At 36.4% G+C, this 22,287-nt stretch carries 21 protein-coding genes and 1 tRNA gene; 8 read left to right on the plus strand and 14 right to left on the minus strand.

Going from position 1 to position 22,287, the window contains the following annotated elements:
• Position 1: 1 nt before the first annotated feature.
• The 8 genes from ACE1OF_RS05275 to ACE1OF_RS05310 all read right to left on the minus strand — a co-directional run bounded on the left by ACE1OF_RS05275 (position 2) and on the right by ACE1OF_RS05310 (position 7,988).
• The gene (locus tag ACE1OF_RS05275; RefSeq protein ID WP_448893198.1) at positions 2 to 2,500 is read right to left on the minus strand and encodes a type I restriction-modification system subunit M; all 2,499 of its coding nucleotides are present in this window, start codon (positions 2,498 to 2,500) and stop codon (positions 2 to 4) included.
• Between the two features lie 27 nt (positions 2,501 to 2,527).
• A complete protein-coding gene (locus tag ACE1OF_RS05280) occupies positions 2,528 to 2,704 on the minus strand; it encodes a hypothetical protein (RefSeq protein ID WP_448893199.1) in 177 nt (58 codons plus the stop codon).
• Between the two features lie 36 nt (positions 2,705 to 2,740).
• Positions 2,741 to 3,637, minus strand: coding sequence for a WYL domain-containing protein (locus tag ACE1OF_RS05285; protein WP_448893200.1), 897 nt, complete (start codon positions 3,635 to 3,637; stop codon positions 2,741 to 2,743).
• 504 nt (positions 3,638 to 4,141) lie between these two features.
• Positions 4,142 to 5,284, minus strand: a complete 1,143-nt coding sequence (locus ACE1OF_RS05290; RefSeq protein WP_448893201.1) for an HNH endonuclease — start codon at positions 5,282 to 5,284, stop codon at positions 4,142 to 4,144.
• Between the two features lie 3 nt (positions 5,285 to 5,287).
• Positions 5,288 to 5,821 (minus strand): excalibur calcium-binding domain-containing protein, encoded by a 534-nt coding sequence (locus ACE1OF_RS05295; RefSeq protein WP_448893202.1) that lies wholly within the window; start codon positions 5,819 to 5,821, stop codon positions 5,288 to 5,290.
• Between the two features lie 55 nt (positions 5,822 to 5,876).
• Positions 5,877 to 6,362 carry a class I SAM-dependent methyltransferase gene (locus tag ACE1OF_RS05300; protein WP_448893243.1) on the minus strand — a complete coding sequence of 162 codons (486 nt, stop codon included), beginning with the start codon at positions 6,360 to 6,362 and terminating at the stop codon, positions 5,877 to 5,879.
• Positions 6,363 to 6,542: 180 nt separating this feature from the next.
• On the minus strand, positions 6,543 to 6,851 hold the full coding sequence (locus ACE1OF_RS05305) for an antitoxin Xre/MbcA/ParS toxin-binding domain-containing protein (protein WP_448893203.1): 309 nt from the start codon (positions 6,849 to 6,851) through the stop codon (positions 6,543 to 6,545).
• A 129-nt stretch (positions 6,852 to 6,980) separates the two neighbouring features.
• On the minus strand, positions 6,981 to 7,988 hold the full coding sequence (locus ACE1OF_RS05310) for a competence protein CoiA family protein (protein ID WP_448893204.1): 1,008 nt from the start codon (positions 7,986 to 7,988) through the stop codon (positions 6,981 to 6,983).
• Positions 7,989 to 8,108: 120 nt separating this feature from the next.
• Between ACE1OF_RS05310 and ACE1OF_RS05315 the strand changes: the two genes are divergently transcribed.
• Positions 8,109 to 9,053, plus strand: a complete 945-nt coding sequence (locus ACE1OF_RS05315; protein WP_448893205.1) for a hypothetical protein — start codon at positions 8,109 to 8,111, stop codon at positions 9,051 to 9,053.
• Between the two features lie 63 nt (positions 9,054 to 9,116).
• On the opposite strand, the gene ACE1OF_RS05320 is transcribed toward ACE1OF_RS05315, so the two are convergent.
• A complete protein-coding gene (locus ACE1OF_RS05320; protein ID WP_448893206.1) occupies positions 9,117 to 10,439 on the minus strand; it encodes a Fic family protein in 1,323 nt (440 codons plus the stop codon).
• 425 nt (positions 10,440 to 10,864) lie between these two features.
• On the opposite strand from ACE1OF_RS05320, the gene ACE1OF_RS05325 reads away from it, so the two are divergent.
• The 4 genes from ACE1OF_RS05325 to ACE1OF_RS05340 all read left to right on the plus strand — a co-directional run bounded on the left by ACE1OF_RS05325 (position 10,865) and on the right by ACE1OF_RS05340 (position 13,760).
• Complete coding sequence (locus ACE1OF_RS05325) at positions 10,865 to 11,122, plus strand: ribbon-helix-helix domain-containing protein (RefSeq protein WP_448893207.1); 258 nt, start codon at positions 10,865 to 10,867, stop codon at positions 11,120 to 11,122.
• Positions 11,109 to 11,399 carry a type II toxin-antitoxin system RelE/ParE family toxin gene (locus tag ACE1OF_RS05330; protein ID WP_448893208.1) on the plus strand — a complete coding sequence of 97 codons (291 nt, stop codon included), beginning with the start codon at positions 11,109 to 11,111 and terminating at the stop codon, positions 11,397 to 11,399. The genes ACE1OF_RS05325 and ACE1OF_RS05330 overlap by 14 nt, the downstream gene beginning before the upstream one ends.
• A gap of 5 nt (positions 11,400 to 11,404) precedes the next feature.
• Positions 11,405 to 12,214, plus strand: coding sequence for a TOTE conflict system archaeo-eukaryotic primase domain-containing protein (locus ACE1OF_RS05335; RefSeq protein WP_448893209.1), 810 nt, complete (start codon positions 11,405 to 11,407; stop codon positions 12,212 to 12,214).
• A 1,171-nt stretch (positions 12,215 to 13,385) separates the two neighbouring features.
• On the plus strand, positions 13,386 to 13,760 hold the full coding sequence (locus ACE1OF_RS05340; protein WP_448893210.1) for a c-type cytochrome: 375 nt from the start codon (positions 13,386 to 13,388) through the stop codon (positions 13,758 to 13,760).
• 82 nt (positions 13,761 to 13,842) lie between these two features.
• Here the strand turns inward: ACE1OF_RS05340 and ACE1OF_RS05345 are convergent, their stop codons facing one another.
• The 5 genes from ACE1OF_RS05345 to yejK form a co-directional block, all read right to left on the minus strand.
• Positions 13,843 to 15,594: a SulP family inorganic anion transporter gene (locus ACE1OF_RS05345; RefSeq protein WP_448893211.1), complete on the minus strand. Its 1,752-nt coding sequence runs from the start codon at positions 15,592 to 15,594 to the stop codon at positions 13,843 to 13,845.
• 204 nt (positions 15,595 to 15,798) lie between these two features.
• Positions 15,799 to 16,653: a M23 family metallopeptidase gene (locus ACE1OF_RS05350; RefSeq protein WP_448893212.1), complete on the minus strand. Its 855-nt coding sequence runs from the start codon at positions 16,651 to 16,653 to the stop codon at positions 15,799 to 15,801.
• The gene (locus ACE1OF_RS05355; RefSeq protein ID WP_448893213.1) at positions 16,646 to 17,527 is read right to left on the minus strand and encodes a 6-carboxytetrahydropterin synthase; all 882 of its coding nucleotides are present in this window, start codon (positions 17,525 to 17,527) and stop codon (positions 16,646 to 16,648) included. The genes ACE1OF_RS05350 and ACE1OF_RS05355 overlap by 8 nt, the downstream gene beginning before the upstream one ends.
• Before the next feature lie 2 nt (positions 17,528 to 17,529).
• The gene (pyrC, locus tag ACE1OF_RS05360) at positions 17,530 to 18,588 is read right to left on the minus strand and encodes a dihydroorotase (protein ID WP_448893214.1); all 1,059 of its coding nucleotides are present in this window, start codon (positions 18,586 to 18,588) and stop codon (positions 17,530 to 17,532) included.
• Between the two features lie 152 nt (positions 18,589 to 18,740).
• A complete protein-coding gene (gene yejK / locus ACE1OF_RS05365; protein ID WP_448893215.1) occupies positions 18,741 to 19,859 on the minus strand; it encodes a nucleoid-associated protein YejK in 1,119 nt (372 codons plus the stop codon).
• A 109-nt stretch (positions 19,860 to 19,968) separates the two neighbouring features.
• On the opposite strand from yejK, the gene ACE1OF_RS05370 reads away from it, so the two are divergent.
• From ACE1OF_RS05370 to ACE1OF_RS05380, 3 genes are all read left to right on the plus strand, one after another.
• Positions 19,969 to 20,187 (plus strand): DUF1414 domain-containing protein, encoded by a 219-nt coding sequence (locus ACE1OF_RS05370; RefSeq protein ID WP_448893216.1) that lies wholly within the window; start codon positions 19,969 to 19,971, stop codon positions 20,185 to 20,187.
• A 40-nt stretch (positions 20,188 to 20,227) separates the two neighbouring features.
• Positions 20,228 to 21,976, plus strand: a complete 1,749-nt coding sequence (locus ACE1OF_RS05375; RefSeq protein WP_448893217.1) for a DUF3413 domain-containing protein — start codon at positions 20,228 to 20,230, stop codon at positions 21,974 to 21,976.
• Positions 21,977 to 22,173: 197 nt separating this feature from the next.
• A tRNA-Pro gene (locus ACE1OF_RS05380) sits at positions 22,174 to 22,250 on the plus strand.
• The last annotated feature ends 37 nt before the right edge of the window (positions 22,251 to 22,287 follow it).

A 22,287-nucleotide genomic window follows, 5' to 3' on the forward strand; every position in this document is an offset into this window, starting at 1 on the left:
ACTACGCTCCATGTACTTTAGCAATATCAACACCTATGCTCTCTACCCCAAGTATTTCAGCAATTAACCCTTCAGCTTTTTGTTCAAGGCTAATGATATCAGTCGCCACGTCATCCATTGCTCGCAAAGGTTTGTGCTGGTAGAAGTATTTGTTAAAGCTAATTTCATAACCAATTTTGGTGCTATCAAGATTTATCCAAGCTTCAGAAACATGTGGTTGTACTTCATCAAGGAAATATTGGTGGATTTCAGAGTTATCGCTATCATTACCTTCGTTATAAGTTAGCGGTACTGATTCAGCATCTCGTAAATCGGAGTTTGACTCATAAGTTGTGAACTCGTTTTTATTTCCTGTAGCACTCTCTGTTGCGAAAAGACCAAAGTCAGCTAAATCAGACACGTTACAGCCTAAATGGTTTAATAATTCATCAAGTTTGTCTTGCTTAAATTTAACCACTTTCTTAATGACTTTTTCAGCATTTTCATCGTACCAGCTCACCGCATTTATAATGGTGGTGTAAAAAGCTTTGCGCTTATTTGGCTTAATTTCTGCTAACACTTCAGCTGAAACTTCTTTAAAACGTGTTTCTACATCAGCTTTAAACAGGTTGTAATCGTTGTACTCTGTGGTAATGGTTTCAGCTAGCTTGTTTGCAAGTTCAACAAGCAACTTACCATTTAGCCAAGTATCGGTTGAAAGTAGCTTGGCTTTCGCTTTAGCGTTTAGGTTAATGTCGTTATCTTCACACCAAGCAATAACTTCCTTTTCCTTCGCTTTATTGTCAGCTGTAAAAAAGTCAGCTTGATAAACCTTGTCGCCATATTCTGCATAAAGGTGCTCCATTGGCTCACGGAGGGGTTTGTCAAAGCGCAGTGGTGCAATAAGTTCCTCTTTAAACTGAGCGCTGCGTCTGTCTGGGCGTTCAACATTTACTTTGTAGTAACCAAAATCATCATTATTAAACACTTTAGCCGCAATGCCTGTTGGATCTTTCTCTTGCGTCAATTGGCGTTCAACGCTTGCTGCATCAAGATAGGTTTGGGTAATTTCAGTAATATGCTCTGGTGAAAACTCACAGTTTTTATTACCTAAGTTTTTACGGAGCTTTTTAAACAACAAGCTTGCGTCAATCAGTTGTACCTTGCCTTTGCGCTCTTGTGGTTTGTTATTGTTAAGTAACCAAATATAGGTAGTGATACCCGTGTTGTAGAACAAGTTGTTTGGTAGTTGCACTATGGCATCTAGCATATCGTTTTCGATAATGTAGCGGCGAATGTTACTTTCGCCTGAGCCTGCATCACCGGTAAATAAACTAGAGCCATTATGAACAGAGGCAATACGCGAGCCTAACGGGCTGCTCCCACCTCTAGAAATGGTAGGCTTCATTTTGCTGACCATTTCCATTAGAAACAGTAATTGGCCGTCAGATGAACGCGGAGTTGCGTCAACAAAGCCTTCTTTCGGTAAGTTACCCCAGTAATCTTTTAACACGACCTGAAAACGTGAGTCGATAACGTCTGAGCCTTCTTTAATATGCTTTTGTTCACTTGCCCAACTTTTACCGTATGGCGGGTTCGATAAACAAAAATCAAAACGTTGACCTGCAAATTCATCAGTAGAAAGCGTTGAACCTACTTTAATGTTTTTAGGATCATTACCTTTGATCATCATGTCTGACTTACAAATAGCGTAAGTTTCGTCGTTGATCTCTTTACCGTATAAATTAATATCGCGGGTGGTATTTTCTACTGGGTATTTTTCATTAATAAAGTTTTGTGTTTCGGTAAGCATACCGCCACTACCACAAGCAGGGTCATAACAGGTTAAAGTGAGAGGTAAGTCTGATTTAATTGGGTCAAATACAAGGTGAGTCATTAACTCAATTACTTCACGTGGGGTAAAGTGCTCACCAGCCTCTTCGTTGTTATCTTCATTAAATTTACGGATTAATTCTTCAAAGACATAACCCATGCCTAAGTTGCTCAAGGCAGGCAGTTTATTACCTTCTGGGTCTTCAACTTCGTCAGGCGTTAAGTTGATATAAGGAGAGACAAATTTCTCTAATACATCAAGCAATACGTCTTTACTTGCCATGTGTTGAAATTGAGATTTAAGATTAAAGCATTCGATAATTTCTTTAACGTTGGCACTAAAACCGTTTAGGTATTCTTCAATATTCGCCAAAATAATTTGGCGGTTATTGGTTGCGGTTTCTTTAATGCTGGTTAATGTCCATTTAGAAGTGTTGTAAAACACATATCCTGCGGCATCAATTAACGGCGCATCATCAAGCTCTGTTGCTTCCATTTCCTCAAATTGGAATTTAACTTCATCAAGCACTGCTTGTTTAGTGGGCTCTAGCAACGTATCTAAACGGCGTAATACCACCATAGGTAAAATTACGTCACGGTATTTACCACGTACGTATACATCACGCAGGCAATCGTCAGCAATTGACCAGATAAAAGAGATAAGTTTGTTATGTGCGCTGTGATCCATTTGTATTCCAATAATATTTGATTAGCACTAATGTGCTTTGTTAAGCGGTGAGTTATTGCCAAAAACGTTGTGGATTGCGAGCTCTTCACTCTCGCCATTTTCCATACGTTGTTTCACTTCATCGAGCATCGCTTGTTGTATGTCTTTACTTGGTAAATTTTTAAGGGCTAAGTTTAATACGTCCGATATATCTATTTCTGCCATGATTTCTTCCCCAAATTTATATATTTAAATTTGTTTTTAATTTTGCTGATATCCTGGTGCTATAGCCAAGTTTTCTACTCCTTGCTCTTTTGTAATAAGCAAGGTTTGATTATTCTGTAAATAAAGCTGATATTCGGGGCCTGAAAGTAAGGCACTTTCAGAACAATCCACGTTCCAACGTCTTAATAGATAACCTGCCATTGCAGCCCTAACATCTAATTTGAGTACGCCATTTTCCATACCGTAGTCCATTTTGATGGCGGTTGGATATTCAACATTCTTAGGGTGTGGCACGATTTCAAGTGGCATGATGGTATTCCACTGTTCATCTTGAACCTTAATTTCATTTACTTCAGGTTCATTATTAATAACCGTTACTTTGGCTAGGCGTGTTAATACAAAGTCTCTAAACGCATTACTTTTTCTGTCATAAGCACGTACATGCCAGCGAAGGCCATTATCTACAATGGTATGTGGTACTAGTTCACGAGCACCAGAGCCACTTGAAAGTGAGGTGTAGATAACACTTACCGCTTTGCCGTTTATCATTGCTTGAGTAAGCTTGGCGATAACATTGATATCAGGTACGTTAAGCTGGCTTGGTTGCTCTACTGGAAACTCAACATCACCAATGGCATCAAAGCCATCAGAGATTTGATGTGCAAGCTTAACTAGCGTGCGCTTAGCGTCATGCTTAAATAGTGGTTTAAAGCTGTTGGTTAGAAAGTATTTCTTTTGTGTATTGTCATACGCCATGTTCTTTGGCGCATGTTCTTTATAGAGGTTTATATCGCGAGTCGCGGCAGAAACACCAAGCTTGAAGTGCTGGACAATTTCGGAGCGTGTAACGCTACCGGTAAAATACAACTTAAAGTCAATATAGGCGAGACGCTGCTGCTGAGCGTAGCTTAACTTTTCCAATTGATTGTCCATATCGTAGAAATTTCTTTTTATTATTCAAATAGTCAAAGTCAGTATGTCTCATAATGAATCACACCTCAATAGATAAAATGTCAATATTGGTTATTTGTCTGATAATTAAACACACTTGTTTGATTTATATCAGGTTATGACTGCCCTGCTTTCATCTAGTAGCACTTGCTATACCAATAAGCGATTGAAATATATTAAGAAATATTATAATTTCATATTTCTATTCTCAGTTTTTTATTTTACTTGCTTGTTTTTTGAACTTCATCTCGATAAATGCTGTTTATAATAGTTGAAATATCTTCAAAAAAACCTACAACATCGTATATAAATCTTTCGAACCATGTGCAAAGCTATTTCTCAGCTTAGGAATCATGTCACAAAGCACCTCAGTATAATGCCAATCTACATCAAACTGTGATTCGTCAATCTCGCTGTCATTCCAGATATACTCTTCTATTCCTTGTTCATCCATGAGTTTGAGTTTCTACGACGTTCATTAATTATTTACTGCCTAAACTGTTTTTCGCGGTGATACGCCAAGTAATCCTGATGCTGCTTAGCGAGCAGAACATTCATGTCTGCATTTATGCAAAGAGCTTGATATTCTTCTAGATGATCGGATATCAATATACGACCCCGATCGTCGAAACTGATATAACCTAAATCAAACGCTTTATCGATGTTGGCCAGGAGCAGTAATCCATTGAATGGATCTAAACGCTCTTCGTTATCTGATTTTGACCATGGCTTGATATGTGATGCGATTAAAAACGAGTAGTTTTGAAATTTAGTAACCGCACAGCCCTGCCAATGGTTAATCAAATCTTCTCTAAATCGTCCTTGCCCAACACGAGTATTTACCATTACGGCTTTTTGCGTATCAGGAATGGTTTTATCTAGGATGATTTCATCAATATCATGTTGTACTTCAGCTTGTGTGATATCAGATAAAAAGGATTTATAGCTGTTAATAGCTGCGCTATACATGCCATTGCCACGTTTATCTTTTTCAACAAACTCTCGCACTTCATAGGTTTTACTGACGATATTCTCGTGTTCCACAAACGAGCCAACGCTAAGTAAGCTTTGCTTGGTAACACCGGCATCGTTTAACCAATTAGGAATAGAGTTTTTCAGCGCTCCCACATAGTTCTTAATGGTTTTATCTGACTTACCAATGGATTTAGCCCAGCGACCATATTGGTCTTCGAGTGTATCTAGGTTTGCTGTTAACGCATTCCTTAGTATCGGCGCTGTGTTTGGACTTTTAAGGAAATCAAAAAGTGCTTCATCAAGGTAAGCAAAGTTAACAAGCTTACGTATATTGGCATCTGTTGCTGATTTGATTGAATCAAACGCAGGTTTATTCTCATGTAATACATCTAAGTGCCAAAGCCCAGAGGACTTTAAATGATAAAATGGTAAGAACGGACTATCTGCGTCATTACCTTGCTTTAGTCGCATGAAGTGCCAGCTAAAGCGCTTCTTCAGTGTTTCATCATAGTAAATACGGTTATCTTGAATATGGCCTTGTTCGATTAAGTCCATGACCGCAAACATCATACAAACCTTATGAGGCTTGGCCCTGCCAGATGATTTGTCAGGCCTAATGCTTTGAAGTTTGTTGTTATAGAATGCCAGTGTCATTAGTTAAAACCTTGAATCGTTTTCACAAGGTATACCATCATTATCTCCATCCATTTTTGTATTAGGACAATGTTTAGTAAAAAACTCTGCTTCTGCACGAGATGTCATTTGGCTGCAATGCTGGCGTCTATCACAGGTAAAGTGCTGTGTTGGAGTAATCTTTGTTGGTATTGCCGTTGGTGTAAATTGTGTTTGCGGTGCTTGGTTGCTTTTACCTAAATCAAGGCGCTGAAACGTGAATGCAGCGATAGCGACAATGACGGCAGCATAGATAAATTTATTGCCTGAGCGAGGTTTATAACTTTTGGAAACTTTAAAGGATGAATTCGCTTTTACGCCTTCAATACGAGCATTAGTCGCTCTAGATTTTCCTTTATGTTGCTCAACATCAAAATGAATGAAGTCGCCTTGTTTAGGCTTTCGGCTCATATGCTTGAGCGCAGAGATATGAATAAAGGTATCTTGTTTTAATTCGGAACACTTTATAAAGCCAAAGCCTTTGACATTATCCCATTTCGTTAACTGTCCTCGGTACATCACAATCCTTATTTCACTTTAATGATGAAATAGTATCAAGGAACAATAGTAAAATCTAAGACTTACGTGTAAAAACTACAGTTTCCCAACAAACATCAGGACGATTAAGTTGGTCTGTGTCGTTATCTGTGTAGAATACTGTTAGATGGAACGCTTTAGCCTCTTCGATTAAACGTGCGGCATTTACATCAAATGCTTTTCTTCCATCGTTAAACTCACCATGTCTTAAGGTAATAACGAGTATGCCGTTATCATTCAACAATGTACTTAATCGCTTTAAGCTTTGGCTTTGTTGCTCTTTAGTTAGGTGCATCCAAACAGCACTTATTAGAATTACATCGTAGGTATTTTCATTTATTGATGGTAACTCGGGCAAAGTATCACTTTTCCACGTAACTTTATCACCAGTTAGAGCCATCCCTTTATCCATAAGGGGGTGTGATGGTTCGATTGCGGTAACGCATAACCCTAAATCATGTAATGCGAGAGCATCACGCCCACTTCCTGTCCCGATATCTAAAACACTGTTTTGTACTTTGATAAGTTAACAGTACCTAGCCAGGATTGATGAACAGCATCAAATGAAAGCGACTGGTATTGGTTAAATAGTGAAGTTGAGTTATCACTGTAAAACGAGATGTTTTTATTATTGCTGAGCTCTTTCATTACTACTATCGTTTTCATATTTCAGTTGGTATTTTGATGCTATCTTGTGGGAAATTTATGATAAGTCTCCCATAGTTAACCTGTCTATGAACTCTATCACCTTTTCTTTTCCTTCATCAGTTCCAACCAGCTCAATAGCCGCTTTCCCTTTAAAAAATGGTCTCTTAGTGCTCAACCATTTAGAAACTAAATCATCTGTTTTAACTATGTCCAATACACGCTCATAAATATCACCTGGCACATCAGTATTATGACTTTTCCATAAATTAACCTGCTTACCTATACCAAACTCTACGTTATCTCCGTGAGAAACTGACAACTTTCCTTTAATATCTTTGATTTGGCTTGTCAGTTTGTTTTTCATGAGGAACCCTATGATAAATTGGAGTTAACTAATCATAGGTTAAATTACGACAACTGTAAATGTATACAGTCATCGTGTTTTTTGGTTACTAATCACTTTAACTATAAATTTACTTAACTATATGAAACTTTACAAACACTCTGACTTTATGCCCGCCACAATAAATTTGGTGTTGTGACCTATTGAATGTTTCGCTTCAAAGGTTAAAGAGACTAACGCTGGTAGCTCTAGACCTTTTAGTTGCTCTAATACATTTTCGTGAACATCTCGTGTAGCCAATTCATTTCCACCGCTCGCTTTGAGAGTGAAATTCTTAGTACTTGTGCTTTGAACTGGTTTTATAAAGAAAAGATGGCCAAGTTTAAATTGGGATTTATACTTCGGTGAATATCCTTCTCCAAATTTATACCCCATTAAAAGCACTTTTCCTTCAGAAGTGCCATGCATAGCCTTTATTTTTTCATGACTTGAGTGGCTCTGATTGATGATATCCACTTTATCATTTATTTCAGATTTTAAGTTCTTTTCCTCACCACTAATAAATTTTCGCGGTGCTTCATAAAGTGTTGCGATTACTATGTCATCGTAACTGCTTGTTCGAGGCAACATAGATAAGTCTATTTCTATCATCTTGCGGTGTGATTGCGCCTGTAATGCCGACTTTTCTTCATCTACAGCATGAGTTACAAGTATTTCAATATCCAAAGGATCACCATTTTCTGTAATTGCTGAAACATCAGGTTGGTAGCCTTCAAGTGGTTTCTCAATTTCAACCTGGCTTAAATGAGTCATACTTTGTTTCATGTAAGTAGAGTGTTGGTGATTAATACCTAGTGAGTCTTCTAGTTCATAGTTGTCATAGTGCGATGGCATTAATACCTTCCCATGCTCTTTTATAACTTGCTTGGCGAGCAGGTGTAATGCTGTTTCAGGACCATGCTGACAATCATCACTTTCATAATGGGCAAAGTGGTGCTGACGTATACTTCCTTTTTTAGCGACTAGGCGTGAATTACAGTGTGGGCAAAAACAGCCACAATCGAGCCCTTGTTCAACATCATTAACTAAGACGATTTTCTCGTCTTTTAATCCAAATAGTAGTTCTACATTTTGTAATTCAACAGATTGATTGTTCATTAGTTTATCTCCAATAATTAAAATAATAGTGGCGGTTACTCCGCTCGAAGTGGATAATCAACCAGAACAAAAAATTAATCGTGAAATTCTAGAAATACCGGAAAATGGAACTAGTAAGTTATGGAAAACAAAAAGATTTCTTATTTAAGTAATGCTGTAGAGTTTTTAGAAGATAAGATAAAAAGTCCTGATGGTGAAATATTTTTGAGGGCTTGTATTAATCATTTAAGAAAAAATGAACGACTTGAAAAGCCTACATTAAGGGACTTTCATCCTGATAAAGACAGGTCAGAAAGGACTTACGGTAATCACCTTGATAAGTTCATCTACTTTCTCGAAAAGTATAAAGATGAAATTGATAGTAGAAATGAAGAGTTAGAATTAACTAAAAGACCAGTCATTAAAACTCATGTTGGTGGTGGGTCTGGTAATCCAACGTATTACTATGTTGATGTTGAAGATTTAGCAGATACATCACCATCTCTTCAAAACTTAGAAAAACAAACAACTCAACCGATCATAGATGTTATTAAGTACCGCACTAAAAAATTAAGACGAACACCATGGTATTTAAAACTTGCAGCAAAGTTCTTTGCAAAAACAAGGCAGCGACAAGCATTTTTATTAGCAGTATTGATATATTTCATCGCTGCACCAATTGCACTTGGCTTTTTGATGCAATTGATCCCGTTAACTTATTGGGGACTTCTGGTATTAGGTTACTTTTTACTATTCAACCCAGTCTGGAATGTAATTAAGCTGGCAACACAAAAAATTACTTTCATAGAACATGTTTTTCAACCTATTGGTGCTGTTTGTATATCTAAGGTAAAAAACGTAAAAAACTCAGATAGTTTTTTAGATATTGAACGAGAAATTTTATCAGTCGTTGTTGATGGCACTTGCCCTATTTGCAACCACAAATACAACTTAAAAAACTCTGTTCAACTAGAAAGTCAGTCGCTATTTAATAGACGTATCATAGGTAAGTGCTTAAATAACCCTAAAGAGCATAGGTTTACTTTTGATAAGGATTTAATGACTGGAAACCCACTCAAAAGTTAGGTTTTAGTGAGGTGCCAACCATTTCCAAAAATACATTCATAAACTCGTAAATGTAAACCGCTTTTAGCTGTTTTTCCTTAAGAGGTTTTCAAGCTTTTTCTTCGATGCCTCATCATCTAATGACAATGCTTCATATTCGTCAATCAGTTTTGTTAACCCTGGGTTTTTCTCACCACGAAAATACTCAAGGTTACGCTCTATTTTCTTTAAGATTTTGCTTAAGCTAACATCATCCACCAATGGAGCATCTTCTTTACCTACAAACAGATTGTTATCTTGTGGGAAGTTAACAAAATAACGTAAGCCACGCTTACCTTCACCTGATGGATAAAGTAAGCCATTATCAACCAATGATTTTAAATCTCTTGTAGCGGTTGCTGGTGGCGCACCAGTAATCGCTCGATATTTCTCATTAGTTAAACCATCACGCACAAAGCCGTCAGCGCCTACTGTAAAGATTTTTTTCATCACCTTATCTTGGCGTTGGTTGAGCTTGACCTCACCATATTCCGCCCAAAACTTTGATTTTTGCAATACAAATTCAACAGACTCAAGTGACTTATCTTGCGAAGTTTTCACTAGCTCAACAAACCAGGCTATCCACTCATTAATTTGCAAACTGGAATTGGTGCTTCTAAGTTGCTGGTAATACTCCATGCGATGAGCATTTATCATGCTAGACATACTAAAAAGCGGCGGTTTCGAAAAATCTTGAAATAAGGCATGCTCAGCAATCGCTCTACCTACTCGGCCATTACCGTCTTGAAACGGGTGAATAGCAACAAACCATAAATGAGCAATTGCAGCTTTTATCGGTCCTGAACAATTGGCGTTGTTATACCACTGTATAAACGCACCCATTTCCCGTTCAACCTCAATGCGATTATTACCTGGTGCTTTGTATATGATTTCACTGTCACCGTATAGATCTTCTCTTACGACATCTATGGACGAGTCACGATAATCGCCTTTAGTAATGGGGGTTACATAGTAATCTTCACTGCCGTGCAGTAGAAGCGTGTGCCAATGACACAGTAAAGTTTTAGACATGGCGCTTTTAATGCTCTTACGCACATCAACCAACATGGCAGCAATGCCTTTTTCTTTAGGAAAGTAGCCACCACGCTCCGGTTCTTTTAATCCAAGAAAACGTGCAACTGATGAGCGCACTTCCTCACGGTTAAGATTCTCACCTTCGATAGCGCTAGTGCTTAATGCTTCTTCTACCAGTAAATGAACAAAGGCATCGTTATGGTCATTTGTGGGAATTTGCGATAATGCCCCTTCAATGCTGTAGGCCTTTTTCGAATACTCGCTGACACTCGCCTCGAAGCGTGCCGAATCATAGTCAAATTGAGGCCAGTTTTTATGTTGCCAGTGATACATATGATTTAAATCCTTACTCGTTATAAATCACTTTATAGCGTATTCTGATTTAATAGTCCATATTTATAAATCACAAAACTCGTTATTTTGACTTATAAATTACAAGGGTTTAAATCATCTTAATTATTTTGAGCAAACGGGTGCGTTTTCTGATGCTCTTCTTTTAGTCCACTAATGGTTACTTAAGTAAACAAAGCCTTAGTTCGTCGATATAACATTAGCTCTGATTCGGTGATAACTTTAGCGGGGCTGTTTCGCCAATCATAATAACCATCTAGATGGATTATTGGTCAAGGCCAATACCTTACTCATTTTCTTATCACTTTGTCTTTGAATAGTAACTTTTAAGTCTAACCTTCAATATTCCGTACTGCACTTATATGTGGTAGTATAAAGTAGGAATATATACTTACGAGGTGTCTATTATGGCTATGGTAAAGAAAAGTATCACTATAACTGATCAACAAGAGTTGTGGTTGCAATCGCAACTTGCTACAGGAAACTATGCAAGCGATAGTGAGTTGTTACGTGATTTGATTAGAAAAGAACAAGCACGCTCTAATGAAATTGATATTATTAAAAAAGAGCTTATTAAGGCCGAACAAAGTGGCTTTAGCTCTCGTTCAGCAGAAGATATTGTTAATGCAGTAATTGCACGAAAGCAAGCTAATGGCGAACTATAAATTAAGTAGTGCTGCGGATAAGGATTTCGAACAGCTTTTCGAATATGGTATTGATAACTTTGGTTTATCAAAAGCCAAATCATATGTTGATGGTTTAATTATTAAATTTCAGTCCATTGCTGAAAATCCACTTCATTATCAAGCTGTGGACTATATACGTTCAGGGTATCGGCGCAGTGTTTATGGCAAACATACCGTTTACTACATGATTTCAAACGACTGTGTCGATATTATGCGAATATTAAGATCTGAAAACTTAGCAACAGCTTTTGAGTAATCAATTTGTCTAGCTCACAGAAAAAAAGATTATCGCAAATAGATAGTAGACTTCGACAACTTGTTGAAGAGAAAGAGCTACTGATAAATGAGCGAAATAAGATCTTGGCTGAGGAAGAAATTGAGCTTGCTAAACACTTCAACCAACATGTCTCACCAGAAGCGAAAATCGATTTATTCATTTCATATTTTAAAGGTAGAATTGATGTCTATCCATTTAGGTGGGAGTCTAAAAATGGCAGAAGCGGTTATTCACCGGCCTGTTGGAATGAATGGAAACCTAAGATCTGTAATAAGCCGCGCGTAAGTTGCACTGAATGTTCGAATCAAAACTTTAAGCAATATGATCAACAGTCAATATTTGACCACCTTAAAGGGAATCAAACAATTGGAATCTATCCACTTCTAGAAGATAATACAACTCACATACTGGCAGCAGATTTTGATAAAGAAGATTGGATTGAATCAGTCCATGCTTTCGCTGAAGCTTGCGAGTTTTATAAAGTACACCATATCGTTGAAAGGTCTAGAAGTGGTAATGGCGGCCATGTATGGATTTTCTTTGCTCAACCTGTTGAAGCATCAAAAGCAAGAAAGCTAGGTAACGTCTTATTAACTAAAGCAATGGAAATGTATCCTGCTTTGTCGTTCACCTGTTTTGATCGTTTATTTCCAAATCAAGATGTGATGCCAGAAGGAGGTTTTGGTAATTTGATTGCTTTACCGTTGCAACTAATACCAAGAAAGCAAGGAAATAGTATTTTCATTGATAGCTCAGGAGCAGCGTATAAAGATCAATGGACAAAGATATGTTAACGAATGTCTGCTTTGTAGAGCTAGTACAATTACATACCAAAAACTACTACAATTTCGTCTTCAATGTAGATCTCCCCCTTTAGAGCCGTTAGTAGATTAAACCTCACTTCGACAATCCCCAACTAATTTCCCCTTTCAAACTTAGCTATTTAACCTAGACATTATTAGCATTTGTATATATTGTATTTATATACCTGCGATTTCTCGCAGCCCTTGCTATGTGTAGTATTTCTTAGTTTGGTATTGAAGATCTAGCTGTTCACTTGCAAACACTATGAGGATCTATCTGTTAGCTTGTAAATAGTAGAAAAAGATCTTTGCAGAATCCTCGTAACTTCTTGAATCTAAAAAGCACAAGATCTACTTCTTAACTTGGATTAACAGCCGTAGCTCCCTCGACAGTCATCATCAATAAGCAGCTATACTTTTATTAATAGATTACCTATCACATAAATCATTATTAACTGAATACGTAAAAATAATATTAAAATTAAATAGCTTTTAAACGTAAAAATCACTCGAATTTGATCTGTTCTCACTATATATTAATCTCTTAATTTGATTGAAAAAGGTAAATATATGGAGCTAGCAGCAGCAATTGCATATTGCATTAGCGCGTTTATAAAATATAAAACAATACTAAAAAAGGAGGAAATAATGGAAAAGGAGTTAGAGCTTTGTCAACAGTCCGCAAAAACTAAGAAGCCAAAGCAATAACACCTCAGAACTAAATAATAAACTAAAGATGTCATCATTGGCATCTTTTTTTATAAGTAATGGTATGACTTTTTTTAAGGTTCAGGGGGATACTTTCTATCCTTCCTCTGTGTGAAGTCAATTAATTCTAGACAATCACTATCACGACGCTACGTGCATGAAATTGTTTTTTAGGTACTATTACCCGTAGATTTAACGTAGCGTGCAATTAATTTCATAGCGTTTATTCTATTAAAACTTAAAACCTAGAATCATCTTCGCAAGGTTCACCATCATGCATGATCGCCATTTATTTTTGTATTAGGACAATGTTTGGTAAAAAACTCCGTAATATTAATAAATCATACTTAATGACTAGGTTTATTTCATTCTTAAGATCTACATCTGTGTTGCGTAATTAATAATATACTACTAAGACTAAGTGTTTTTAGTTCATATAGAGGGCAATAATAAAATGAAAATCAAAATTTTAGGTATGGCAATTGTTGCTGTAGTAATCTCTTTTGCTTCATCTGCAAGTGATGAAAAAATGATGATTTTAGCAGGACAAGAAATTTTTAAAAAATGTAGTTCATGTCATTCGTCAGACAGTAGTAAAAATACATTTGGTCCAAGTTTAACCGGTGTTATTAACAGAAAAGCAGCTTCCCTTCCCCGATTTGCTTATTCTGAAGCATTAAAGAAATCAGGGTTAACTTGGACAGAAGCAAACCTTAGACGATGGATTGCAGGAAATGATATTTTAGTACCTGGTACACGTATGCGCCACGTTCAAATTACAGATATAGCTGAACAAAATTACTTATTGGCTTATCTTAAATCATTATAAAATTAACAATTTAATTCAGTAATTAAGAGCCTTTTAATCATTAAAATTATAAGGCTCTGTATTGTCTTTGTTACAGTAATTTCTAAGCCTGTTCGGGCTTATTGTTATCAAGAGCCGCTTCATCAAGGGTTAATTCATCAGTTTCAATTTCAACTGCTTCTTTTTTCTGATTTCTTCTTAAAGCAATGTATAAGTCAGAATGTACATATATTCCATCAGTCCCTGATTTTATTTCTGCTTTTTCAAACCAAGCCAACAGTTGCCTTTTTCTACCTGCTACCTCTAAACGAACGCCCCGCTTTCTAAATATGGTATTCAAATCATCTAACATGGCCATTACGCTTAAATCTAAATGTGTAAAACAGGGTACCGCATCTATAATAACGCATTCTATTGCGTCTTTTTGCCTTGCATACTGTTCTAATAGTCGACGTTTAAAATAACTTGAATTAAAGTAAGTGAGTGGTGAATTAAATCGGTAAATAAAAATGCCATCTATGGCTTTGGCCTTATCACTTGTATCTAAACTTCTAACAACCCCATTAATATCAACACCTAATATATGATCGGTTGGGCGCATTACCGTACGAATAAATTGAAATAAGCCTAATAGTACGGCTAGTGTAATACCTGGGATAACACCAATAAAAAGCACTGCAAGCAAAGTACACACAGTTAAATAAAAGGCTTGTCGATCTTTTGCTTTTAATTTCCACACGGCTTTCAAATCTAACAGTTGTACAGAGGCAATAATTAACACGATACCTAAAGACGCACTGGGTATAAATTCAAGTGGTGCTGTTAAAAATAGCGCTATAATAGCAATAATTGCGGCAGCTATTATTGAAACTAATTGTGTTTTACCACCATTGGCGTCATTAACCGCGGTACGCGAATCTGCTCCGCTGACTGCAAAGCCTTGTGATAAGGCTGATGCAAAGTTTGCCATACCTAACGCCATAAATTCTTTGTCTGCTTCAATTTCATAACCATTTTTTGCGGCAAAGCTCCTAGCAGTAAGCATCATACTAACAAAGCTCACAATAGCTAAGTTAAGTGCAGGCATAACTAATTCACGAATAATCCCCACATTAAACACCGGTGCGTTAAACAAAGGAAAACCGCCATCAACAATACCAATAGTTTTCACATTAAATTGTTCTAAATTAAAAACCCATACAGATAAAGCCCCTAATGTTATGGCAAACATAGAGGCTGGCCATGTTGGTTTTAGCCGTTTCATAACAAAATAAATAACAATAGTAAGAAAAGAAATTAATATTGTAGGTATGTGTGCTTGCGATAAATAGGTTGGAATGCCGCCTAAACGTTCAAGCAAATGTTTTTCATCAAACGTAAAACCGAAAACTTTTGAAAATTGGCCAACAATAATGGTAATAGCAACGCCGTTTAATAGCCCCATTAAGATAGGTTTAGATAAAAAGTCGGCTAGCACACCTAGCTTAAAACGGCTGGCAATAATACACCAAAATCCTGTCATGACAGTCATGGTTACAACTAACTGCCAATGTTTAACACTATCACCTGCAGCCAAAGGGGTTACCACTGCCGCAATCACGGCACAAGTGGCAGCGTCAGGGCCAACAATGAGTTGTTTTGAAGTGCCGAACATTGCATAAACAATCATGGGTAAAACACAAGAATATAACCCCACTGCTGCATTAACCCCAGTGAGTTGAGCATAGGCTATAGCTACAGGTAGGGCTACGGCTGCAACAGATAGTGCTGCTCTGACATCATCGGTAAACCATTTACGGTCATAGTTAAATAGGGTGATTAAGCCAGGCATGAATTGATACAAATGTGACAACAAAAGAGTGTTCCTTGCAAAAAATATTATCAACGCCAGTTAATTTGTTTTGTTCATTATGGTATTGATAAGCTTAGCTGACACTACTAATTCACTTGCTATTGTTCCTAGGCTAAAAGCACAAAAGCTAAAAGTAATTGATTTAATCAATGTGTTAAATCGTGCAATACCCATTCATTTTTTATTTTAAATACCTTAGATATAGCCTTACTGTAATACATTAACTTTTAAAACTAAGGCAGGATCAATTTTGACATCAAACCAATTTATACGCCAATCAAGGTGGGGGCCTGTTACTCTGCCGCTATTTCCTACAGAAGCAACAACATCGCCCTGTTTAACCGTATCACCCTGTTTTACAAAAGAATGACTCAAATGTAAAAAGGTAGAGCTGATGCCTTGGCCATGATCAATAATCATAGTACCACCAGAATAAAACATATCAGGCACCCAAAGCAATACTTTACCAGAAGCCGGTGCTTTAACTGGATCACCAATATCACCCGCATAATCTAAACCAAAATGTGGCCTTTTAGGTACACCATTATAGATTCGCTGGCTGCCATAAACGCCAGTAATTGTTCCTTCAATTGGCGCAATAAATCCTTGAGAAAAACTTGTTAAATTACTAGAAATTTTACGGGCAGCTTTTATTTGTTTACTGTCCTGCTGGGCTCTAGCAATCGCCTTGGGATTTGGCTGCATGATACTCTTTTTTATCCCTTCAATGCGTTGTAACTTATAATCACGTTTTAACGGGGTAAATATTTTTTTTGCTTTAGTGCCGTCAGGTTCAGTAATAACAAGTTGGTAACTTGAAACATCATCGCGAGAAAAACCAAAAACATAATCACCCTGTGCTGAAACAGGTAATGGTTTACCATTTAATGTAACACTATTGTCTGCATTTGTTTTACCAACAATCAAACCACCCTGCTTTACTTCACCTGATACGTTAATACTCGCGGCTATTGCATTATTAACATATAAACTAGCAAGCAAAATAGTTGCACTAACAAAACTGCTTTTTATAAACGAATACGGTTTTGAATTTTTAAACACTAACTATTGCTCCTTTTGCCACCCCTTCATAGCCGATAACCTTAATACTATTATTAGGATGTTGTTTATATATTTGTCTGGCAATAAAATCGGCAAGTAGTTCAACAGTAGAATCACAATCAACCACATCCAGCACTTTGCTTTCAACCGCAATATCAAAACGCCCTTGCGGTGCGGTATAACTAAAATATTGATGATCGGGTGTAACATTAACTAAAGCCGAATCTGATAACTGAATATCCGCTTTTGGAACACGGTCAGATTCACTGGCAATATAAATATCTTGCCAACGCTTACACCAATCATGCTCTATTTTACTGTCTTTTACATCATCAACAAAAATCTGTATTTTTGAGCGATGCCCATGGGCAATACGTTGACAATTACCATCATGAAGCTTTAAACCGTGCGTATAATGGTAAAAATCACCAGCTATATTTTCAGGACGTAAGGTTAATGTTAACCCTTGCACGTTACTTGGCAATTCTGCCATGATAATTTTATTTAAATAATCAGTAACCGATTCAATGGTAATGGCTAAACAGTCTATTAAAGCAAAAGCACAACTTGGCGATTGCAAATAATAACTGGCACGTTGGCTCAAAAAATCGAGGGTTAGATGATCAGCATGATAAGGAGAATCGTTCACTGTTAACGCATTTTCTTGTGTTGGCAATAGCAATTTGTGATCAACAGCCTCGTCAATAATGGCTTTAATTTGCTTTTTTACAATAGCAAAATCTAATACCATTGATTGTTCATTTAACGAACCATCAAGCAGTACATCAACTATCCAACTTTCACCTACAATGCCGCGCTCTTTACATAGGTATGAAAAATCAATGACGGTAAGATCATTTACAAATAACTTCATTATTAACCTTCCACTTGCCAAGCAATAGTGTCTTCACTTCTAAGCGGTACAATAACATTGTCGCCAAAGCTCAATGTTGATGGTACATTCCATGGTTTTTTAACCAATGTTATTTTGTCGCTATTCACGGGTAATTCATAGAATGCTGGGCCATTAGTGCTGGCAAAAGCTTCTAATTTATCTAATGCATTTTCTTGTTCAAACACTTCAGCATATAATTCTATTGCAGCATGAGCCGTGTAAACACCTGCACAGCCACAACTTGACTCTTTAGTATGCTTAGCATGTGGCGCAGAATCTGTCCCTAAGAAGAATTTTGCATCACCACTCGTGGCAGCTTCAATCAGTGCTTGTTGGTGAATATTACGTTTTAAAATAGGTAAACAAAAATAATGTGGACGAATTCCCCCCACGAGCATGTGATTGCGATTAAATAATAAGTGATGAACTGTGATGGTCGCGGCCACATTGCTACTAGCGTTATTGACAAAATCTACCGCTTGTTTTGTGGTGATATGCTCTAACACTATTTTTAAATCAGGATAATTAGCCACAAGCGGCGATAATATAGTTTCAATAAATACCTGTTCACGATCAAAAATATCAATATCGTTTGTGGTAACTTCACCATGAATTAACAAAGGCATCCCAACCGTTTGCATTGCCGCAAAGACATCACCCATTTTAGTTATATCGGTAACACCTGAAGAAGAATTGGTGGTTGCACCTGCAGGGTAAAGTTTAGCGGCAAACACAAGTCCAGATTCTTTTGCTTCAATAATTGTTTCAGCCGTCGTGGCATCGGTTAAATAAAGTACCATTAAAGGTTTGAAATCAGCACGCGGTTGCGCGGCCATAATCCGTTGATAATAACTTTCAGCAAGTGCTTTGTCGGTAACTGGCGGTACCAAATTTGGCATTACAATAGCTCGCCCAAAATAACGACTAATATCTTTTACGGTATTATTTAATACGTCACCATCACGTAAATGTACATGCCAATCGTCTGGTCGTGTGATGGTTAACGTCATGTTTTTGTTTTCTTGTACAGTATCTGTCATGGTAACTCTCTTTTCTTTAAATTATCAATTAAACAAAGTAAATAATTGATAATGCGGTAATATTTAACAAATTAAACAAAGCAATTAATGGTAACGCGTAACCATTTAGCTCTACCTATTTCACTATAATGAGTACTTTATACTTAAAGTGACTAACTGTTTTCTATGGGTTCGTCAGTGTCGTTGGCTGTTAATAACGCTTGTAGCTGTTCTTTCAAATTTGGTGGTACTTTATAAATTGTAAGCGAATCATTATGGGGATTATAAACAACATCTTGCCCAAAGTGACTACGTTCAAAACTTAAACTGATGCCATTTCCGTAACCCGAATATTTGGTTATTTTATTAACAACGGTTTGGTCATGTGGGAATGACTCTTCAATAGGATAAGATTGCTGCTGACAAAACTGATAGAAATCTTGTTCCTTACCACTGGCATCTGTTGTTGTATGTCCAATAACTTTACCCACTTCCTGCATTGATACATCTTGCGAGCTCGCTTTCTGCTCTTTACAGTAATTCAATAATTCTTTACGCGTTTGTTGCTTTTCACTTGAGTCTAATTGGTTAACAGCAACATAGTCTTCTACTGCTTGCACTAAGGTTTGTGTTTGCTCTTTCGCATTTAATCCTTCTTCACAACCTAAAAAATCAAGGAAAAAGTCAGATACCTTACGGCCTGCTCGTCCTTTGATAAATGAAATATAACGATTACCACTAGCATTTTGTTGATAATCGAATAGATCAATACGTGCAGCTAATTGTATTTTATTTGTATCAAGGTGTTTATCTGCCGAAATATTTAATTCACCATCAACACTGTAATGTTGCGATACGGGAATAACCGCCACTAAAAGATAGCGCCCCCCCATATATTCGTAATGACAAACCACCAAATAACCGCTTTCTTCTAGGTCATATTTTTCTATTTCATTTTTAAGGGTATTTGCTGCTTGGGTACTAAAGGCATAAAAACTTTGCCGCTCGCCTAAATACCCTTCCATTAAGTCAACAAAACGTGCTGTGGTAGTTTCACTGCTACCATTAACACCTTCAAGACTTTCAGTATTAACAGCTTGGGCTGGCATTGTTGAGAAACTACCGTAAGCTTTACTGCCCTTGGCGTTATAAATCGTATGTAAACCATCAACAAATGCCGTAATTTTTGCCCCTATCTCTATATTTTCAGGCCCTAAGCGTAACAAAACCTCGCCAGATTCTTCTTTTTTAGAAATAAAATGTAGTGCTATATTGGAAATTATTAAACTCATAAATTAAGGTCTACGTTAAGTGTTATATTAGTATTGATATATTAGTATATTGTTCAGGCATTTGATAAACTGGCAAAATATTATTTATCATCAGCAATTAAGTGTCATTATGCCCATTGTATCGAAATACTCCAACGAACGTGTAGAAAAAATTATCCAAGAACTGATGGATGTACTTGTAAACGAGTCAGCCACAACAGATTTAGCCCTAATGTGCCTAGGAAATACAATAACTAACGTTATTAGTAAAATTCCTGCTGATAAACAACGTGCTATTGTAGACAATTTTACGCGCGCATTAAATCAATCTATTCAAAAAACGCACTAGTTTTATTTACTTAACATCAAAATAAGAAGAATAATGTTCAATGGTCTCTTTTGATAAAAAAACCTATAGCAAAAAACTTTTACATTTAATTAGTTGGAGCCATTGGTTTACTTTTTTTAATATTATTGCGGCAATCACCCTTTCCTCTTACTATCTTTTTAGTGAAACAGCACCAGACACTTTATTAGGTCAGGCTTATTTAATTACTACTTGGGTGAGTCACATTGGTTTTTTAACCTTTATGAGTTTTGTATTACTGCTATTTCCGTTAACCATTATTTGGCCAAACACCAAAGTCATTAGGATCAGCGGTTCCATCATCTTTACCTTTGGTTTATTGTTATTATTACTTGATGGTTTTATATATAGCCGTTTAGGTTATCATTTAAATGCTTCGTCAAGAAGTCAAATATTTAGTTTAATCAAAGATATAGCGCAAAGTAGTAGTGCTTTTTATACTATAAGTGGTGTGTTTGCTATTATAATATTAGGCTTTGAGTTCACGGTAAGTAATTATGCTTGGAAACATTTAAAGCAATTACAAAAAACCGTTTTTGCACGTTTTGTTATTTTTGCGCTGGTGCTTTCTTTTTTCTTTAGTCATATTACCCATATTTGGGCTGACGCCAATTTAGATTATGATATATTACGTCAAGACACCGTTTTACCTTTGTCATACCCTGCCACAGCACAAACCTTATTAACCAAATATGGTTTATTTGATATTGACGATTATAATGAACGTACCACAAGCCCATTGTCTTTTAGCCATGCTATTCCACAATACCCGTTATTGAATAAACAATGTATTAATACAAATACACAGCGGTCTGTATTTATCGTGCTTACTGACGAACAAGTAACGACTCAACAACTGCAAAATTTTAGTAATAGAACCAACAGCAATAACTATCAATTTAATAATCATGTTGATTCTGCTTTATTAACTGACGCTTGGTTTAATCTATTTTATGCTTTACCAAGCATTTATCAGCAAGATATTTTAACACAGCAAACTAAACCGTTATTATTTCAAGCAATTAACCAACAAAATATGATTACTTCATTTACTTTAGTTGATTCAAACAGCGACGTAAACGCACAACAGCGCAACGAAAGTAAAGATGATGAACAATGGTTTACTACTTTATTTGATGAAAAAAATTACCTTAACGACATCTCAAGTTTAATTTTTTCTAATCAATTAAATAATAAAAAAGTTGGGTTGCATGTGATTTATTTCAAAGGTGGTTTAGAGAATGACAAACAAGATAAAAATATTACGAACGACTATCAGTTTTCTTTGTTTGTAGACGCCTTACTGTTGGCACAAAAACAAAAGCAGCAAAAAGATATTATTTGGATTAGTTCAATTGGTAATCAAACAAATCAAACCCAATTATCAACCAAACCTGCATTATTAATTAATCCCACTACGTCATCACAATACAGAGAGAAAGCTATCATTAATAAACTCACTAGTCACATGGACTTGCAATCAACATTAATGACTAATTGGTTAAATTGTTCTCTAGAAAATAAAAATTATAGTAACGGTACTGATTTACTCAGTTTAAAGCGAGATCGTGTTATTGCCAATACATCAGCAAATGGCTTGATGGTATTCAATAAAGATAAATCAGTACTTATTGACCAAAATGGTAATTTTCAAAGTTACTCAAGTCAATTAGCTGCCCCGATCACCGTAAATAAAGATTTTCCGTTAATGATTGATGGTGTGCATTTTATCAAGCGTTTTAGTAAAGAAGCACAACCAAAAACAGAGTAGTGAAGTATTTTCTGCCTATTACGTTAGTATTTGATTAATAGTTGAACGATTGACGAAAATTGATTACTTGAATGAATAATTGTCGTTGCATTAACTCAATAAATCATTATTATAGTCGACGCAAATCAATACTATTGATAGTAACCCTCCCTAGGTTACTATGCTCATATTAATGACTAAGTAATGTTTTTGTAGTTCGGGGTATAGCGCAGCTTGGTAGCGCGTGCGTCTGGGGGACGTGAGGTCGCAAGTTCGAATCTTGCTACTCCGACCAAATTTAGTAAAACAAATCAGCCACTTAGTGATAGTTT

Source organism: Colwellia sp. E150_009 (assembly GCF_053543955.1).

Coding starts and splice junctions, on each gene's coding strand:
- ACE1OF_RS05280 (WP_448893199.1), bottom strand. CDS start 2,704: ATGGCAGAAATAGATATATCGGACGTATTAAACTTAGCCCTTAAAAAT.
- ACE1OF_RS05290 (WP_448893201.1), bottom strand. CDS start 5,284: ATGACACTGGCATTCTATAACAACAAACTTCAAAGCATTAGGCCTGAC.
- ACE1OF_RS05285 (WP_448893200.1), bottom strand. CDS start 3,637: ATGGACAATCAATTGGAAAAGTTAAGCTACGCTCAGCAGCAGCGTCTC.
- ACE1OF_RS05355 (WP_448893213.1), bottom strand. CDS start 17,527: ATGAAGTTATTTGTAAATGATCTTACCGTCATTGATTTTTCATACCTA.
- ACE1OF_RS05325 (WP_448893207.1), top strand. CDS start 10,865: ATGGCTATGGTAAAGAAAAGTATCACTATAACTGATCAACAAGAGTTG.
- ACE1OF_RS05310 (WP_448893204.1), bottom strand. CDS start 7,988: ATGAACAATCAATCTGTTGAATTACAAAATGTAGAACTACTATTTGGA.
- ACE1OF_RS05375 (WP_448893217.1), top strand. CDS start 20,228: ATGGTCTCTTTTGATAAAAAAACCTATAGCAAAAAACTTTTACATTTA.
- ACE1OF_RS05320 (WP_448893206.1), bottom strand. CDS start 10,439: ATGTATCACTGGCAACATAAAAACTGGCCTCAATTTGACTATGATTCG.
- pyrC (WP_448893214.1), bottom strand. CDS start 18,588: ATGACAGATACTGTACAAGAAAACAAAAACATGACGTTAACCATCACA.
- ACE1OF_RS05370 (WP_448893216.1), top strand. CDS start 19,969: ATGCCCATTGTATCGAAATACTCCAACGAACGTGTAGAAAAAATTATC.
- ACE1OF_RS05305 (WP_448893203.1), bottom strand. CDS start 6,851: ATGAAAAACAAACTGACAAGCCAAATCAAAGATATTAAAGGAAAGTTG.
- ACE1OF_RS05340 (WP_448893210.1), top strand. CDS start 13,386: ATGAAAATCAAAATTTTAGGTATGGCAATTGTTGCTGTAGTAATCTCT.
- yejK (WP_448893215.1), bottom strand. CDS start 19,859: ATGAGTTTAATAATTTCCAATATAGCACTACATTTTATTTCTAAAAAA.
- ACE1OF_RS05295 (WP_448893202.1), bottom strand. CDS start 5,821: ATGTACCGAGGACAGTTAACGAAATGGGATAATGTCAAAGGCTTTGGC.
- ACE1OF_RS05330 (WP_448893208.1), top strand. CDS start 11,109: ATGGCGAACTATAAATTAAGTAGTGCTGCGGATAAGGATTTCGAACAG.
- ACE1OF_RS05315 (WP_448893205.1), top strand. CDS start 8,109: ATGGAAAACAAAAAGATTTCTTATTTAAGTAATGCTGTAGAGTTTTTA.
- ACE1OF_RS05275 (WP_448893198.1), bottom strand. CDS start 2,500: ATGGATCACAGCGCACATAACAAACTTATCTCTTTTATCTGGTCAATT.